Origin of the sequence: Leptospira gomenensis (genome assembly GCF_004770155.1) — a bacterium.
Taxonomy (GTDB): domain Bacteria; phylum Spirochaetota; class Leptospiria; order Leptospirales; family Leptospiraceae; genus Leptospira; species Leptospira gomenensis.
Window position 1 is genome coordinate 97939 of the sequence record NZ_RQFA01000048.1, and the last position, 16969, is coordinate 114907.

At 43.4% G+C, this 16969-nt stretch carries 18 protein-coding genes; 12 read left to right on the top strand and 6 right to left on the bottom strand.

What is annotated here, in order from left to right:
* Nucleotides 1-4: 4 nt before the first annotated feature.
* From EHQ17_RS12100 to EHQ17_RS12130, 7 genes are all read left to right on the top strand, one after another.
* Entirely contained in the window at nucleotides 5-1426 is a 1422-nt protein-coding gene (locus EHQ17_RS12100; RefSeq protein ID WP_135594342.1) for an MDR/zinc-dependent alcohol dehydrogenase-like family protein, read from the top strand.
* Nucleotides 1419-3878, top strand: coding sequence for a hypothetical protein (locus tag EHQ17_RS12105; protein ID WP_135594344.1), 2460 nt, complete (start codon nucleotides 1419-1421; stop codon nucleotides 3876-3878). The genes EHQ17_RS12100 and EHQ17_RS12105 overlap by 8 nt, the downstream gene beginning before the upstream one ends.
* Nucleotides 3879-3880: 2 nt before the next feature.
* Nucleotides 3881-4495 carry a hypothetical protein gene (locus tag EHQ17_RS12110; RefSeq protein WP_135594346.1) on the top strand — a complete coding sequence of 205 codons (615 nt, stop codon included), beginning with the start codon at nucleotides 3881-3883 and terminating at the stop codon, nucleotides 4493-4495.
* Nucleotides 4492-5016, top strand: coding sequence for a hypothetical protein (locus EHQ17_RS12115; protein ID WP_135594348.1), 525 nt, complete (start codon nucleotides 4492-4494; stop codon nucleotides 5014-5016). Before EHQ17_RS12110 ends, EHQ17_RS12115 begins: the two co-directional genes overlap by 4 nt.
* On the top strand, nucleotides 5013-5960 hold the full coding sequence (locus EHQ17_RS12120; protein WP_135594351.1) for a CE1 family esterase: 948 nt from the start codon (nucleotides 5013-5015) through the stop codon (nucleotides 5958-5960). The genes EHQ17_RS12115 and EHQ17_RS12120 overlap by 4 nt, the downstream gene beginning before the upstream one ends.
* A gap of 81 nt (nucleotides 5961-6041) precedes the next feature.
* Entirely contained in the window at nucleotides 6042-6440 is a 399-nt protein-coding gene (locus EHQ17_RS12125) for a YfeK family protein (RefSeq protein ID WP_135594353.1), read from the top strand.
* Between the two features lie 137 nt (nucleotides 6441-6577).
* Nucleotides 6578-7822 carry a glycosyltransferase family 4 protein gene (locus EHQ17_RS12130; protein WP_135594355.1) on the top strand — a complete coding sequence of 415 codons (1245 nt, stop codon included), beginning with the start codon at nucleotides 6578-6580 and terminating at the stop codon, nucleotides 7820-7822.
* Nucleotides 7823-7825: 3 nt separating this feature from the next.
* Here the strand turns inward: EHQ17_RS12130 and EHQ17_RS12135 are convergent, their stop codons facing one another.
* Nucleotides 7826-8257 (bottom strand): CBS domain-containing protein, encoded by a 432-nt coding sequence (locus tag EHQ17_RS12135; RefSeq protein WP_135594357.1) that lies wholly within the window; start codon nucleotides 8255-8257, stop codon nucleotides 7826-7828.
* A gap of 388 nt (nucleotides 8258-8645) precedes the next feature.
* Between EHQ17_RS12135 and EHQ17_RS12140 the strand changes: the two genes are divergently transcribed.
* On the top strand, nucleotides 8646-9002 hold the full coding sequence (locus EHQ17_RS12140) for a DoxX family protein (RefSeq protein ID WP_135594359.1): 357 nt from the start codon (nucleotides 8646-8648) through the stop codon (nucleotides 9000-9002).
* Between the two features lie 32 nt (nucleotides 9003-9034).
* On the opposite strand, the gene EHQ17_RS12145 is transcribed toward EHQ17_RS12140, so the two are convergent.
* Nucleotides 9035-9712: an OmpA/MotB family protein gene (locus tag EHQ17_RS12145; RefSeq protein ID WP_135736186.1), complete on the bottom strand. Its 678-nt coding sequence runs from the start codon at nucleotides 9710-9712 to the stop codon at nucleotides 9035-9037.
* 140 nt (nucleotides 9713-9852) lie between these two features.
* On the opposite strand from EHQ17_RS12145, the gene EHQ17_RS12150 reads away from it, so the two are divergent.
* The 4 genes from EHQ17_RS12150 to EHQ17_RS12165 all read left to right on the top strand — a co-directional run bounded on the left by EHQ17_RS12150 (nucleotide 9853) and on the right by EHQ17_RS12165 (nucleotide 12942).
* Nucleotides 9853-10521 (top strand): hypothetical protein, encoded by a 669-nt coding sequence (locus EHQ17_RS12150; RefSeq protein ID WP_425460711.1) that lies wholly within the window; start codon nucleotides 9853-9855, stop codon nucleotides 10519-10521.
* 92 nt (nucleotides 10522-10613) lie between these two features.
* Complete coding sequence (locus EHQ17_RS12155) at nucleotides 10614-11207, top strand: TetR/AcrR family transcriptional regulator (RefSeq protein WP_135593966.1); 594 nt, start codon at nucleotides 10614-10616, stop codon at nucleotides 11205-11207.
* A gap of 166 nt (nucleotides 11208-11373) precedes the next feature.
* Nucleotides 11374-11850, top strand: a complete 477-nt coding sequence (locus EHQ17_RS20425) for a DUF1564 family protein (RefSeq protein WP_135593968.1) — start codon at nucleotides 11374-11376, stop codon at nucleotides 11848-11850.
* A 108-nt stretch (nucleotides 11851-11958) separates the two neighbouring features.
* Nucleotides 11959-12942: a sensor domain-containing diguanylate cyclase gene (locus EHQ17_RS12165; RefSeq protein ID WP_135593970.1), complete on the top strand. Its 984-nt coding sequence runs from the start codon at nucleotides 11959-11961 to the stop codon at nucleotides 12940-12942.
* A 40-nt stretch (nucleotides 12943-12982) separates the two neighbouring features.
* Here EHQ17_RS12165 and murB read toward each other — a convergent pair whose 3' ends face one another.
* The 4 genes from murB to EHQ17_RS12185 form a co-directional block, all read right to left on the bottom strand.
* Nucleotides 12983-13939 carry a UDP-N-acetylmuramate dehydrogenase gene (gene murB, locus EHQ17_RS12170; protein ID WP_135593972.1) on the bottom strand — a complete coding sequence of 319 codons (957 nt, stop codon included), beginning with the start codon at nucleotides 13937-13939 and terminating at the stop codon, nucleotides 12983-12985.
* A 257-nt stretch (nucleotides 13940-14196) separates the two neighbouring features.
* The gene (locus EHQ17_RS12175; protein ID WP_135593974.1) at nucleotides 14197-14880 is read right to left on the bottom strand and encodes a phosphopantothenoylcysteine decarboxylase domain-containing protein; all 684 of its coding nucleotides are present in this window, start codon (nucleotides 14878-14880) and stop codon (nucleotides 14197-14199) included.
* Between the two features lie 13 nt (nucleotides 14881-14893).
* Nucleotides 14894-15436 carry a phosphopantothenoylcysteine decarboxylase gene (locus EHQ17_RS12180; RefSeq protein WP_135593976.1) on the bottom strand — a complete coding sequence of 181 codons (543 nt, stop codon included), beginning with the start codon at nucleotides 15434-15436 and terminating at the stop codon, nucleotides 14894-14896.
* Nucleotides 15437-15451: 15 nt separating this feature from the next.
* A complete protein-coding gene (locus tag EHQ17_RS12185) occupies nucleotides 15452-16783 on the bottom strand; it encodes a hemolysin family protein (protein ID WP_135593978.1) in 1332 nt (443 codons plus the stop codon).
* Nucleotides 16784-16969: the final 186 nt, after the last annotated feature.

The window sequence follows — 16969 nt, forward strand, 5'->3', positions numbered from 1 at the left end:
ACGTATGAAAATCCAATTTGCGGCCATGGACTATCGTTCCGACGATTCGTTCGAAACGGCGGAGTATCAATTCGAAGGAAGTTTGGAAACCGGCTGGGATATTTCCAGAAACGGAAAGGAATACCTACATCTCGGACCCGGATACAAACTGCTCAAATCGAAACTCTGCGGAGTTTGTTCCACGGATTTAGCCCGCCGTTTTTTGCCCTTCCCATTACCGCAAGTGATCGGGCACGAGGTGATCGCGGAAGATCCGGAACCGATCGACGGAGTCAAACAAACCTATGTAGTCGAAATCAACGATACCTTTGAAGCGCGCGGGCAAAAACCTTCGGACGAATTTTGTGAGGAAGGAATTCCGACCCACAGTCCGGAACGGAAAGTTCTCGGAATCGACAGGCTACCCGGCGGATTCGGTCCATACATTTTGGCTCCGCAGAATGCGGCGATACCATATACGGGGCTTCCCGACAAAACCGCGGTTTTGATCGAACCGTTTGCCGCTTCCTTACAGGCGGTCGTAGCATCTCCTCCCAAACCGGGAGATCAAGTCGCCGTATTGGGACCGAGACGATTGGGAAGTCTCGTCATAGCAGCGTTAGCCGCTTATCGAGCTTCCTCGAAAATCGACTTCAAAATTTTCGCCCTTGCGAGGCACGATCAACTACTGAAACTTGCGCTCAACCTGGGAGCCGACGAAAGTATCGATCTTAGAAAACGGAACGTCGAATCTTTGGCGGAGCGTTTTTCGATCGTTTACGACACGACCAGCACCGTCTCTGGATTCGAAAGTGCATTAAAACTTTCTAATAGAGAATTGCATCTAAAAACGACGAACGGCCAGGAGGTTTCGGGTGTAAAAAAACTCACCGAATTGGTCGTGGACGAAATGTCTCTGATGAAATTCGACGAAAAAAACCTTCGCTACGGCTGGAAAAACGAAGACCGCACAAACCGCACTGTATACGTCGCGCCGAGCGTGGGAAAATTGGAACTCCCGGAAGGATTCAAAGCATATTACGGAAGTATAATGGATGCTGAAACGACCCTCGCTTCTCCGGAATTCAAGGGACACGTTCCGCGTTTCGATCTTGGAATCGCGGGAACTGCGGAGGAAATCGATCTTCTTATCCGCCCCAATCCTTCCCACGAAAACTCGCTAATCCGTCCAAGAAGCGCGATTCTTTTTAAAGGCCGATCCTCTGGAAATGATCTATTAGAATTTTTGAATGCAGGAAAATCCGTTCACACGTCTCGTTGCGGAGACTTTCATCTTGCAATCAAACTGCTGCAGGAAAATCCGACCGTCACCGAAGCCCTCGAACGAAACATGGTGACACATTCCTATTCTCCGGAAAATCTCCCCGAAGCCTTTGAAAAAGCGCACACTCCCGAAGCCGTCAAAGTAATCATTACACATGCTTAAAACCGGAAAACTCAGGGCAGTAGAGACTTCGCTCGGATCCGTTCTTACGGAAAAAGAGGACGGGATCTGGGAATTGGATCTGCAGTCGTTGCGGATCTTTACCGGCCTTTCCATTCTATCGAGGACCCTCGGAGAGGAAGTGATCGAACAGGTTCAAAACGGAATCGGCGATGTTACGATATTCCACAAGATCAATCCGAACATCAACAGGGAACTTTTGGATATGCACATCGGGTATATTCAAATTTATGCACGTGCCGGCGTGTTAAAGGACGTATTACTTTTTAAAGAGGAATTCCAGGATCACCTTAGAACCGTATTCGGCACGTTTCAAAGACAGGTTTGGGCGAAAAAGATTCATCCCGAGTTTTACGGAGAAAATCCGAAAACCTCCGGAATTTTCGCGCTCGTATTTCCGTTTCACCATACTAGCCCGAATGAAAACATCGATTATCAATTCATCCTCGAACGGGTTCCCAATCAAAAAGAAATCGGAGAATTTTTCTTCCGCTTGACGGTGGAGAATTTCGATCGAGCCAACATAGACTTGACCGCGGTGCCTCACACGATAGTGGACGACATCGGCTCTCGGATATTCATCGCAGGAAGTACGAAAATCGCCGAGGCGATCAACAACGGAATTCTCAGCGCGGCGCAAAGGGGAGAACGCTCCTACGTGGAGGAAAATCGTTCCTTTTCCAGGGTATTCGAACAAATAGAAAAAACCGCTCTCGGGAAATTGGACCAGATCAGCCTTTTTTGGGACAAGGGTTTTTCGGAGTCGATCGTAAAAACCGACCCTCTGGAAGCACTTCCTTTATTTAAAAAGATTTTTCTAATATTAGAAGATCATGAAATAACTAGACACCTAAAGGAAGGATTCACCGTAAAAGTACGTTTAAACGAGAATCATTGCGTCTATATCGACCTATCCAGGCTCGATCGGGTATTAAATTTCAGCTTCAACGCAAAACGAACGACTCTAGATATGAATCACTATCTGAAACGGATGCCCATTCTGGAAAAAATCGCGAACCGGGAAAAACATTCCCTAGATCTTTCCGGATTCAACGTTTTTCTAATACATCATATCACTTCCGAAATCGTCGCATTGATCGAAACGTTCAGACGTTTACGATGCGGACAACTTACCGTAGCGTTCGTAAAATACGGAGGGGTCGTTCCTCCTGCGTATTTGGACGTATTACTGGACGTACCGACGGATCGTTTTTTTATGTCCGGGTTACAATTGAAAGTAGGACCCAAAAATAAGATCTACTATTCCGTATCTCCGATCTACAGCGAAACCTCCGGATTAAAATCCTTATACGATCGACTTGAGGAGGAAAAACTCGGTTTTTTCGAGGCGATGAAATTACTTTCAGGAAATTTATTTCTGAAAGACCTTTTGGATTCGTACCGAAAAAAGGAAAAGACCATCCTCGTGGAAGACGGGGGATACGTTGCGCCTTTTTTTAACGAATATGCCCTTTCCGGAAGAAACCTCGCTTCAGTGTGCGAAGAATATTCGGTAAACGAAGCCGTTCCCGAACTTTCTTTCGCCCGCTTTTTGTCCGAAACGTTAGTCGGAACCGTAGAGCATACAAGAAACGGATACGATCGACTAAACTTCGTCCTGGATAAAAACGGTAAACTTTTTTTACCTTCGTATTCGATCGCGATTTCGGAGCAAAAAGTCCGGGAAGAATCGAAAGAAGTCGCGTATTCCATTCTCAACGCGATCGAGGCGATCTTAAACGGACAAGGGATGATTCTTTCCTCGCGAAAACTTCTCATTTTAGGTGCAAAAGGTAATATCGGAACTTTTCTCTGCAAATATCTCGAATCCAGACTTCACGAAACGGACCCCGGCCCGATCCAAGTGGACCTCAAGGTTTCCGATCCGGGAAACCGACAATATACGAAGATGGACGAAATTCCTAAGGAGGAATTTTACTCCAGAGATTTGATCTTAGGAGTGATCGGAAATTCTATATTAAAAAAATCTCATATTGAAGATTTGATTATTAACGGAAATAAATCGAAGGTTCTGATCGCTTCCGGCTCCACCAAAACGGCAGAATATACGGATCTTATAGACTGGCTAAACGAACTTTCCTTTTCCGAAGACAAAAAAATCGGCGGTTTTCCGGTCAAACTGGAATTCGATCGGATTCTGGATCCTCAATCGGGAATCGATCAGGGTGGCAAGGTCACTTTCTTTGTGGAAAAGGACGGTTTAGAAATCGAAAAGACCTTCTTTTTGTTAAGCGACTTGAGTCCGATTAATTTTCTATTCTACGGAGTTCCGACCGAAGGAATGGACGCGATCATCGGACAACTCGCTTCCTGTGCGTTGGGAATCGCGGACCGATCCGCCAGCGGAAAACTTCCCGCACCCGGTCTGTATGCTGTCGATCACCAGATAGACGCGTGGGGAAATCCTCTGTAACAATGAGAATCGATCCTCGAACGATCGCCTGTTTTCTATTTTTCCAAAGTTGTTCCGTATTCGTGAAGACCGACTTTCCTACGTTTGCGCAAAAAGGGGCGGTTATCGACGAACGTAAAATATCGTATGAATTGATCGGCTGGCAGGAAGATTCGGATAGAAGGAACGTTTCCGAAATATTAAAAACTTTGCATATTTCCGGAGCTTTTTCCGAAATCAGCGTCCATACCAAATCGAAAAATCGAATAAAGATACAGATCATACTCGAAAAATCATCCGGCTATTCGTTGTTATTCGGAGAGCAGACTCGACCTGTTTCGTGGATGATCGAACAGGAACCCGGAAGGTTTTCTCTTTACCTTCTCAATCGAATTTTTTCGGTTCAAACGTTCTTACTCGTACCCATACGACAAAAATACGAGGACCGAATCCTTTTCAAAGTATGGAAAAAAAACGAGAAGTTGCGCGAGTACTCGTATCCTATTACGAAAACGCAATACATAGGCTGGGTTTCTCTGGGGTTAAGATTTTTCGACGATCGGGAGGAAATTCCGAAACTTTATTCCGACCTTACCAAGGACTTCATTAGAAACGTCACGGAAGCGGCGCCGTTATGAAACTGAAATCGAGGTTACTCTGGATCATCTGCGTATCGCTCTTATTCGGGTGCGCTGCCTTCGTCAATTCTCCGGAGACAAGGGAAAAATCGGGATCGATTCCTCCCAAAGGAAAGTTTAGAATCGAATTTACAGGATTCGAATATTATAAAAACGAAATGCAACTTTTGCGAATCGGATTGTGGAAAAAGGGATACGAAGAGGATCCTCGATCCGATTCCGTGTTGGAAATAGTATTGGAGGAGCTACAGCCTGAATACGCATATCCTATGATCCACCGTTTAAATTTTTTTCTCACCCTATTCACCCTCGGAATCGCCCCCTACCATGTCAGATCCGATCATAGGATCGTATATAGATTTTTTACCGAAAACGGAATCTTACACGAATCGATCTACGACCTTTCTTTAGATCAGTGGAGAGGATGGTTAACGATTCCTATCATGCCCGTATTTTGGCCCTCTTCCTCTTTTGAAAAATCCGTTTTGCATTCGCTCGATCTATTGGAAGAAAATCGATGAAACGAATACGTATCATTCATATTATCGCGGTTCAAATCGTATCGATATTTCTTCATTCGGATTGTACGCGAATCTGGAGGAAAAATTCATCCTCGATAGAGGAAGCGCAAAAACAAAATATAACCGTGGAAAACACTACGAGAACTTTTTTAATCCATACACCTATAAACGAAAGCAGAATCGCAAAACGCCCGTTAGTCATTATTCTCCACGGACGTCTCGGAAACGGTAGAATTATCATGCAGGATTCAGGATTTAATTCGATCGCGGATCGGGAAAATTTCATCGCCGTTTATCCGGAGGGATTACAAAGGAGTTGGGCGGACGGACGCGGTGCCACTCCTTCCGACCGGGAAAACGTGGACGACGTACGATTTATCGAAACGCTTATCGACCATCTCGTAGAAAAATTTTCCGCATCCCGAGAGAATGTTTTCATCGTAGGTCATTCGAACGGCGGTTTTATGACTCAGAGAATACTGATCGAAATGCCGAAACGGTTCCGCGCGGGAGCGAGCGTCGCATCCCAAATTTCGGAATACGTTTTGAAAAATTTCCGTCCCGATTCTCCGGTTTCAGTCGCCTTCCTTAACGGCACCGAAGATCCGATCGTTCCGTATTACGGCGGTTATGTGAGAGACGGAGGCGAAATTCTAAGCGTGGATGAATCGGTCAGCAGATGGCTTGAATGGAATTCCTGTAAAAATTCCGCCGCGTTAAAAATCAAAGACGAAACGGACGACGATACACGTCTTGAAATGCGCTCCTACGGTGATTGCGCCGAAAATACGGAAGTACGTCAATATCGGATCGTCGGTGCGGGACACAATTGGCCTGGAACAAATAGAAAAATTCCTTTTGTTAACATGGGGAAACCCACTCGCGAATTAAACACCGCCGAGGAGATCTGGTCTTTTTTCAAAACGAAATTAAAAACGGAATAAACGAAAAAGAATTATTTCGTTTTATTCGATCGGTAAATTTCTTTCTCGAAACGTATGATGTATAACTATATTTAGGAGAATATGATGAAAAAAATCTTTTCAGTCGTCACTTTTCTTTTTTACTCCGTTCTCTTCTCCGTTTTTTCCGAAGACGGTTCCGTTTTTCAAAACGATCTAAATTCACTGATGAATTCTTTGGAGGTATGCCAGTGCAAATTCATCCGAAACGGATCCGAGCACGATCCCAAGGAAGCGAGGGAACACATGGAACGAAAGCTCAAAGCGGCAGAAGGTAGAATCGGAAATATCTCCGACTTTATCGAACATATCGCCTCGAAGTCCAGTATTTCCGGAAAACCTTATCTGGTTCGTTTGAAAGACGGCAAAACCGTGGAGGCGAAACTATGGCTTACGGAAAAATGGAAAGAAATTTCGGAAGCGAAAAATCCTTCCAAAAAACCGGAAAAAAGGAAAAAATAATTTTCGATTTAATATTCCATTTTTCTAAAATTAAAGTTTAAGGTCTGTTCCGATCTAAATCCAGAGAATCGACCCTGTAATGAAAATTTAATATTCTCTTAATTGAATCCTTACCTTCATTCGGGTATTCTACCGATATGAGATCCCGTTTCGAATTCGAATCCTCGATTCCGTCGAAAGAAAAAAGATTTTTCCGAATCATCGTGGTAACGGAAACGTATTTTCCCGAGATAAACGGGGTCGCCAAAACGTTATATCGTATGGTAAACGATCTCGTAGATGAAGGAAACGAAGTCATACTTTTTCGTCCTAAACAAGGCTTAAAGGATTACGCGCGTAGCCGAAGCGGATATAAGGAAATCCTTATGTCGGGATGTAGAATTCCCATGTATTCGGACATGCGTTTCGGATTTCCGGCCAGGCAGACTTTAAAGCGACATTTCGAGCGCGAAAAACCGGACATCATTCACGTAATTACGGAAGGACCGCTCGGTTGGTCGGCGGTTTGCGCGGCTCGAGATTCGGGAATTCCAGTGGTCAGCGATTTCAGAACGAACTTCCATTCGTATACAAATTATTATCGATTGGGTTTCGCCCGTATTTTGGTGGAAAATTATTTAAAACGACTTCACAATCGCACCGCGATAACGCTCACTCCATCCCAGGATGTAGCGGATCTCCTTTCCAAAAAAGGGTACGGTAACGTTAGACGCGTTTCAAGAGGAATCGACACGGAATTATTCCATCCTGCCAAAAGAGACCGGCAACTTAGAAAAAGTTGGGGGATTTCGGACGAACAATTAACCGTAATCTACGTCGGCAGAATCGCAGCGGAAAAAAACGTAACCCTCGCCGTAAGAACTTTCCGCAAAATCCAGGAATCGCATCCCGAAGCAAAGATGATTCTCGTCGGCGATGGGCCTAAAAAAAATACATTAGAAAAATCGAATTCAGATTTGATTTTTGTCGGATTAAAAACGGGCGAAGAGCTTGCAAAACATTACGCGTCCGGAGACCTGTTCCTATTTCCCAGTATGACGGAAACTTTCGGAAACGTAGTGTTAGAAGCTATGGCTAGCGGATTACCCGTGGTGGCCTACGATTACGCAGCCGCCGGCTGTTACGTCCAACACGGAATTTCCGGTTTTTTACCCGGCTTCGGAAATGATCAGGAATTCGTCGATATGTCCTGTGTTCTCGCCGGAAACTCCGTTCTTAGAAAAAGGATACGCGACAAGGCGAGAAGAATCGCTATGAATTGCACATGGGAAAAGGTGACCTGCGCTCTGCGGGATATTTACGGGGAATTCTCTCTTCCTATTAACGGAAATACTAAAGCGAAACAAATCGTTTTTCCTGCGTTGCGAATCGCTGAAACCTGACTACTATAGATCCGCAGGGACTGCAAGAATCTCCTTTAACAGATCTTTCGAAGTCACGATCCCCGCTATCTCTCCGTTATCGTGCATCACTGGAAGACAGGATATTTTATAACGAAGCATCAACTCGGCAGCATGACGAACGCTTTGATCTTCTTTGACAGTAATCAGAAACGAACTCATAATTTGGGATGCTGTTTTGGAAAGTATCAATTCGTCCTGAACACGTTCCATTCTCGTTCCGATAAACGGGCTGACGAATTTCAGATAATCGCGATCGGAAAGAACTCCGACTAATCGTTTTTGATCGTCTATCACTAAAAGATGATGGAATTCCAGCTTATCAAAAATGTTTCCCACTCGCGCAATGGAATCTTTTTCGTTTACGGTGAAGATTCGTTTAGTCATAAGTTGTTTAAGAGGTTTATTCGTTTCCATTAAAATCGAAACTGTTTCCCCTCCCGTCACCGAAAAGAAAAATTTGCAACGTCGTTATATCCTGAGTAACGAATCGAAAAAAAAATCGGACGAGACTTTTTTTTCTTGTACTTTATCAGCTCTTTCTATAATGACTGGGCAATTCCAAGGCAAGGAGAAGATTGCCTATGAATTTATCCTCGAATCGATTTTTGCGGAAAAAGGACTTTTTTAGAAGGGAAGAGCTCCGTCAAAAACGGATCAGTTCCCTTCGTATTTCAGGCTTTCAATGTAAAGTCCGAAAATACGCCAGAAGGAATCGAGGAAGGGAAAAGAGAATTCTCTGACTTTTTAAAACGAAGGAGTTTTCCTTCGTATCATCTCGAAATCCGAATAAGGAATTAAGAACATGTCCGAATCGATCATCGTCAGTCTTTATTTTATGGCGACACTCTACGTTCTCGCAGGAATCCTTCACTTCGTTTTGCCGAAGTTTTATCTTAGGATAATACCTCCTTATATTCCGTATCCAAAGTTCGTAGTTTATCTGAGCGGCTTGATCGAAATCATTTTGGGGGCGGCGTTACTTTTTCCTGAAACGAGAAGATTGGGCGCTTGGGGAATCATCCTGCTTTTGATCGCGGTTTTTCCTGCAAACATATATCATTTTCAATCCAGAAGAAAAAAAGATCCCCCGAAATGGGTCTTATTGTTAAGGCTTCCCTTGCAATTCGCCCTTATATACTGGGCATACTTATTCGTATGATTTAGAGTTATTTAATATTCTATTTTACTCATTCAGTTCGAATACTTTCTTAATTCTTCCATACCAGGGAGATTGGAAAGGTCCGGCACGATTACGATTTCGATACGGCGGTTAGCGGCCCTATTTTCTGGAGAATTGTTCGGAACCGCAGGTCTGGAAGCTCCCATACTAGCCGCGCTGATCCTTCCCTCCGGCATTCCCGCTTTGACCATGGTGTGCAACACGTTAAGCGCCCTTGAAGACGCTAATTCCCAGTTGGTATAACCTTTGATTCCGGTCGGAGTGTCGTCCGTATGACCTTCGATCTGAAAACGTTTTCCTTCCAACGACGCGAGTAAAACGGTAACTTCCCGGATCGCGGCAACACCAGCAGGAGAAAGAAATGCGGAACCTACAGGAAAAAGAATATCGGAGGAAAGGACTACTACCATTCTCCCATCTATGATTTTGATCTTAAGTTTTCCCGAATCAATCATCGATCGAAACGCGTCCATCAATCCCTTATAATCTCGAATTCTTTGCTCCGATTCTTCCTGAATGCGTTTTAATTCCTCCAAAGATCGGGAGAGTCCCTCTTTTTCGCTAAGAATTCTTAAGTTATCCAGTTTGGAATCTTCGTAAGCCTTAAGTAGAGAATCGTATTTCGAATTCGATACACAATTATCGAAGAGAAGAAAAATAAAAATGATAAAAGCGATCTTTGATTTCATCGGGTTCCGCCAAAATAGGTTGTTACTTTAAATGTCGGCTTTCGAGAAAAAAACAAAAGAGTCGGAATCGAGAATAAAAAAATCTTTTCATCAAGTAAATCCTCGAGTACATTAGATGGAAAGAGAACAAAATGAAATCTATGCCCTCTAAAATACGCAAAATTCCGGTCTTATTCGTCCTTTTTTCGATTTTTCAAATTGGCGTTCCGATTACGTCGCAGGAAAAAACGCCAGCGGGAACTTCGTTTTCCGGAAAAGGTGTCGAAGAAAAAAAAGAACTGAAAGCCTATTTGGAAGAAGTAAGAAGAAACCTTCGCGACTCGGGATACAGCGTCGAAAAAAAACATCAGTTCAACGGTGCGGTCTTTAAAGGTAACTCGGTCATTTATAAAATTCATCTACCTTCGATTTCGGAAGAAGGAACTCAAAAATACAAACTGGGAATCGGTCTCGCGCACGACGATGCGGCTCATGCCTTTTTAGTCCAAATTTATAAGAGTGATAAGAAGGACCGCAAAGTAGCCCCACTTTTTTCGGCGTATGCGGATCCGGTGTTCTTTTATGAATTCGATTATACCAGTTCGGGAAATCATTTTTTAGTGGAAGTGACCTTGGAGGATTCTTCGTTAAACGTCGCCAACTTTGAACTTTTGTTTAGCACTTTAGTCACTTTTCAGGAGAATAAGAATAGGAAAGAGAATAAAGGTCAGTATAATCCGAATCAAAACAACCCTGGCTTCGGTCCGTCTCCCTCGATACTTCCCAACGATACTAGAAATTATTTCGAGGTTTTTAAAAAAGAATTTTGACGTTTGAACGATAGAATATTAAGATATTTGAAAAAATAAAGCCTTAGGACCGAACCGACCCATAAAAAGGTCTTAGGGCCGGAGCCAAGCAAGTGTTAAGAAAAGACGGAAGTCCCCTGTATCCTCTGAACAGGGAATATAAAAATTCTCGTGAAAGAATTTTAGAAGGGGCTGCGATCGCGTTTTCTAGAAAAGGATTTCACGGAACATCGTTGAGAGAAATTAGCAAAGAATGCGGGTTAGAACAACCGAGCATTTATCACCATTTCCAGTCCAAGGAAAATCTGTTTAGAAAAGCGCTCGTCGCAACTCATCTTCTTATTTTAAACGAAATTAGAAGAAGGATTGTACGCGATCAAGGCCTAAACGTGGAGGTCGTTTCCATCTTTAAAGCCGTCGCCACAACCGCGAAGGAATATCCGGATAAGGCGCGACTTCCTTTCAGTTTGATTTATTCCGCACCGGTAAATCTGCAAAACGAATATACGGAGCGTTACGGAAGCCAATATAGGAGATTGCTCGAAGTGGCTTTCGAACGTAACGGTTCTATTATCCGCCAAGAGGAAAAACTTTCTCTTTGTGTGGATCTACTCCACAGCCTCGTTTTGGCCTGCTCCGTGGAAGCCCTGTATTTGGATCGGGTCCAAGGTTTAGAGAATCGAGTCGGTTTGATTTTGGGGATTTAGGTCGGAACTCCGGAGTAACCCAATTCGACGGAACAAATTCAGTCGTTTTTTCGTCGTATTGGGTTACTCCGGATTCGTCGGTGAAAGTCGTGTTGTGGTCGGAGCTCCGCACAAAAAAAATTCCGTTTTATGATCCGCCGGAACGTGTCCGAGAACCGATTTCGGTATGAACCAAAAAAGAAAATTCACCCACGAACGGCAATTTCGAAAAAAACGTTTCACGGCCGATCTGTATATTCCGAAAGAACTTTATTCATATGCGATTGTCAAAATTAAGAAGAACAAAAATCTGACGACCTATCTCAGTCTTCTTCTTAAAAATTATAAAACAACAACGCTAAGAACGCAAAAACCGCATAAAAGCGATAGAACCCTTTATCAAAAAGGGTCTCAATCATTGATTCGATTTTCATTTCGTCCGGAAAATTTGGATTGGGCTGAATTACGGGCCATAGCGCGTTATCTTGGAATTTCAATGTGTAAGACATTCATTTTACTTATGGAAACCGAAAAACAAGAGGGTACGAAAAAACGAAATCCTTTGGGAAAGCAATACCGAAATAGAATTCGAATCGTGAGTCTTGTCCAAAAATTCTTCGTGAAAGGAAATCGAATCGATTTTGAACTAATCTCGGATTGGTGAACAAAAAAATCGAAAGAAAGGTAAATATGTTGATAAAAACCATTTTTACATTTTAAAATAAGAATTCGAATCATAAAATAAAAACCAGTTTAACAAAGTAGCGGAACTATGGCCTCGAAAGAAACCCAACCGGAAGTAATAAAATTATATTCTTCAATAGGAAAAATCATCACCTCGTCTTTGGAGCAACAGGAAGTTTTAAATGCGGTTATGGAAGAAGTAAGATTATTCTTCAGTCCGGAAAATTGGAGCCTAATGAGATTTGATGAGAACACAGGTGAATTATTTTTTCTCATCGCGGAGGGTCTGGAACTCGATAGAATTCAAAACATTCGTCTTAAATTGGGAGAGGGAATTGCAGGTTCCGTTGTAGAAACTAAAACTCCTATCTTCGTCGAAAACGCAAGAAACGATCCTCGTTTTTCACGCAAAGTGGACGAAAGAACCGGATTCGAAACCGAAACCGTGATTGCAGTTCCTATGATTTTTAGAGGCCAAGTTCACGGAGTAATCGAACTCGTAAATCGTTTTGATGGAAGTTCGTTTAGTCCCGAAGATCTTGTGATTCTACAAACGATCGCTGATTTTACCGCTATATCACTCGCGCATTCCAACCAATACGAAGAAACAAAAACTCTGGCGTTTCGAGACGCTTTGACAGGCTTATTCAATCGAAATAAATTGAACCATCTTAAGGAAGAGTGGTCCGGAAGAAGAACAGAGGACCACATGGCTCTCGTCGCGCTTTTAGACTTGAACGATTTTAAGAATATCAACGACAACTACGGACATAAAACAGGAGATCAGGTTTTATGTCATTTTGCGAATATTCTAAGTTACGTAATACGGGGAACGGATCAAATCTTTAGGATCGGCGGTGATGAGTTTTTAGTCTTAGTACAACACGAAAACAAAGAGAAAATCGCTCAGACGCAAAGTAGATTTCACGAAGCCATGGAAATTTTAAGCGGGAAATGTAAGGAAAACGATCCTCCCTTCCGTTTTACTTGGGGAATGGCAACTGGCTCTCTTCAAAAACTGGAAGAGTTGATTCATGAAGCGGACCTCTCTATGTACGCTTCAAAAGAGTAGATAAAACCGTGGAAGTCATGGTCGGAACTCCGGAAAACAATCACGGAATGTCCCCAAAATACTCGACTTCCCGATTAAGGAGAATGCCTGATTTTTTATAAACTTCTTCCAAAACGAGCTGAACCAAATAATCCACATCGGCCGCCGTTGCAGTTCCTACATTCACGATAAAATTGCAGTGTTCTGGTGAAATTTGGGCACCTCCTTTCCTTTTTCCGCGTAAACCGGCCTGATCGATCAATTCCCAGGCTTTCCATTCTTTTCCATTTTCGTCGAAAATTTTTGGGTTCTTAAAAACCGAACCCGCACTTTTTTTATTTTCCGGTTGGGAAGAATTCCTTTTGTTTCTTTTGTCGTTCAAAGAATATTCGATTTCCTCTAAATTTCCTTCCTTCAGCTGAATTTCGATCCCGAGAATGATCGAATTTTTATACTCTAAAAACTCGGTAAAACGGTATCCGTGTTTGATTTCGCCCGGTCTGCGAATTAAAATTTCGTCGTCTCTCAAAAATTGAACCGTATGGATCAGATCAAACAACTCTCCACCATAACAGCCCGCATTTTGAATCACAGCGCCTCCCGTCCATCCGGGAATCGTACTTAAAAATTCCGCGCCGGTAAAACCCTTTTGAGATATTTGGCGAAACGTCGGCGTGGTATTCGTTGCAGCCCCGATTTTAAACCTACCGTGGTCCAAAAATTCGTAATTTTTGAATTCTCCGGACAAACGCAAGGTAACGAAATTATCCGGATGATCGGAAATCAAAAGATTAGAACCCCCTCCTAAAATCTTCCACGGAGTTTCCGTTTTACGAAAAATCGAAAGCGCTTCCAAAACCTGTTCGGGAGTTTCCGGTTCTATTACCAAAGGGCAAACCCCCCCGATTTTAAACGATGATAGAACCGAAAGCCGGACTTCCGACCTAAATGGAATTTTAGAAGACTCCAAATCTTGTACAAGATTTCGAATCCTTAATTCGGAAAGCGGAGGGGACATATTCTACTTACTAAAGACCTTTTCCCGGTATCTTCTGCAAGAAAAAGAACTCAAGGAATTTCCAAGTTTCTATCGATCTTAATAGAAAGAGGTAAGCCATGTTCTTCCTATTGCTCGAGTCCATTTACTTAGATTTTGCTTCGGGACGCACCGATTGGGAAACATATTGCGAATCAGTCATCCTCCTGGCTCAAGACCAGGAAAAATTAGCCGGTCTAGTTTAAAATTCGATTCTTGGCTCTGCCAAGAATGGAATTTTATCCGGAGTTCCGACCACCACCTGACTTTTTCAGAAAATCTACGATTTTCGAGGCGATTTCTTGTTTCGAAAGAGGACCAAACTCTGAGACTTTCCCCGACGAAGAATACAAAACGACGCTCGTGTCCGCTTCGCCGAACCCTTTCTCGTTTTTGCCGACATAGTTTCCAACGATAAAGTCGAGGTTTTTACTTTTCAGTTTCCCGAGAGCGAATTCCTCCAGAGAATTCGTCTCCGCCGCAAACCCGACCAAACAACAACCTTGAATTTTTTCTCCGGCAATTTTCGAACTCACGGTCTTAAGAATGTCAGGGTTTTTCACGAACTCCAAAACCAAGGTCTCGCTCCCTTCCTCTTTTTTGATTTTGGAATCCTCGCTCCGAAATGGTCGGAAGTCCGCAGGAGCCGCCGCCATAATCAACAGAGTATCCTCTCCGATTTCGGACAAAACGGCGGCACACATCTCCGAGGTAGTTTCGACGGAAATCCGTCTCGAAGTATTCGGATTTTTATATTCATCCTGAACCAAACCTCGAATATAAACCGTCTCCGGAATCCAACGCGCAACCTCTTCCGCGATATGAAAACCCATCTTCCCCGAAGAAGCGTTGGATATATAACGAACCGGATCGATCCATTCCCGAGTTGGTCCCGAGGTAATAATCGCTTTCGAAAATCCCACTTTTTTTACTCGGTTATAAATTTTTACGAAATGCGTTAACGATCAAAGTTTGAATCGAGGAGACATCGGCCAACTTACCGTATCCTTCATCCCCGCAGATCACAACTCCCGCGGAAGGATCTGCCAGAATCACTCCGTCTTCCGCAAGTCGTTTTAAATTTCTTTGAACGGAAGGATGTGCGTACATAAACGGATTCATCGCAGGCGCTACGATCACCGGACAATTCGCGGCGAGATACGTCGAGGTTACAAGGTCGTCCGCAATTCCGTTCGCCATTTTACCGATGATGTTCGCAGTGGCCGGAACTACGGCCATCACAGCGGCTGAATTTTTCGCGTCGATATGAGCCATCCCTTCCTCATATTCGTCCACTCTCACTTTTTTTCCGGTTAACGCCTCAAAGGTGATCGGACCGATAAACTCGGTCGCGTTGCGAGTCATAATCACTCTTACGGGATATCCTTCTTTGGTTAAAGCACGGACCAACTCGCAGGCTTTATACGCAGCGATACTACCCGAAACCGCAATCAAAATCTGTTTGTCTGAATTGGACATAAAAACCGTCCGTAATCATTTAGACTGAGCCTTATTGCTCAGACTTCCTCTCGTAAACCGTACGGAAAGAATTTTATTACCGTCCATTTTTTCCACGGTTAAGGTTCCGGATTGAAGAACGATGGTGGAACCTTCTTGAGGCATATCCTCCAAACGACCGAGGATAAAACCGGCGATCGTACGGATGTCCTGAATTTCTTCGTCTTCCACTCCCGTAAGAATTTCCTTTAGGTCGTCGAGTTCCGCTTCCCCGTCTATCGTAAAACTGTCCGAATGTTGCGCCGGATAAGGATCGGTTTCGTGATCGTCGGTTTCGTCCCGAATCTGACCGAAAATTTCCTCGATGATGTCTTCCAAAGTCAATAAACCCGAAACGCCTCCGTATTCGTCGATTACGATGGCCATATGTTGTTTATTTTCCCGCAGCTTTTGCATCACCTTTTCGATCGAAAGACCTTCCGGAACGAAGATCGGAGGCTGCATAATAGCGGTGACTTTTTCCTTTCTACCCTTTTTGGAATTGGACAACCAAGTCAGATACGTTTGAACGTGAATGATTCCGATGATTTTATCCGTGTTTCCTTCGTAGATCGGATATCTCGAAAAATGATGTTCCGCAATGATCGATATCAAAGCGTCCATCGTCGTATCGTGCGGAATTCCGATTATACTCAATCGATGAGTCATCACGTCCTTGGCCTGATGTTCTGAAAATTGAAACGTGTTCTGAATGATCTGGAATTCTTCTTGATCGATCTTTCCTTGTTTGTTCTGTTCTTCGATGATGATCATCAACTCTTCCGGAGAATGCATCATTCTGCTTTTGTTCTCCTGAATGCCCATGAGCTTGAGAAGAAAGGAAGTGAGTTCGTTCAGAAAGAAGGTGATCGGATAAAATATATAATAAAAGAAGAATAAAGGAATGCTGATAAAAAGCGCGATCTTCTCCGTATTCTGGATCGCGACCGTTTTCGGCAGCAATTCGCCCAAAAGAATATGCAAAAAGGTGATGATTGTAAACGAAAAGGTGATCGCCAAACCGTGGATCGTCGCCTCGTTCGTGGAATAACCGAACCATTCCAAAAGAAACGTAAGCCATCTGGATACGTAACCTTCACCGACCCAACCTAACAAAAGACTGGCGATCGTGATCCCTACCTGACATACGGACAACATATCGTTCAACTTTTGGGCCGCGCGTTTCGTAACGAGTGCGAGAGGTTTGTTCTCTTTGATCAATTCCTCCAAGCGGGAAGGACGAATCGAAACCAAAGCGAACTCCGCGGAAACGAAAAATCCGTTCGCAAATATGAGCAAAATAATGATGAAAAATCCGATGAATTCCATATTTGGAGAATGCGAGTTACGGTAAGTTTAGAATCGGGCCTTGCGAGTTGAATCCGGATTGAATCCGAGAAGAACGGAAAGTCTTGAATGTAGGAATGTAGAACTGACTACCTTCGGGGTCCATGTGAGTTTACTGGATAGGGTCCTCAAATTGGGGAAAAATGTCGATCGTTTAAAAGAAAAAAA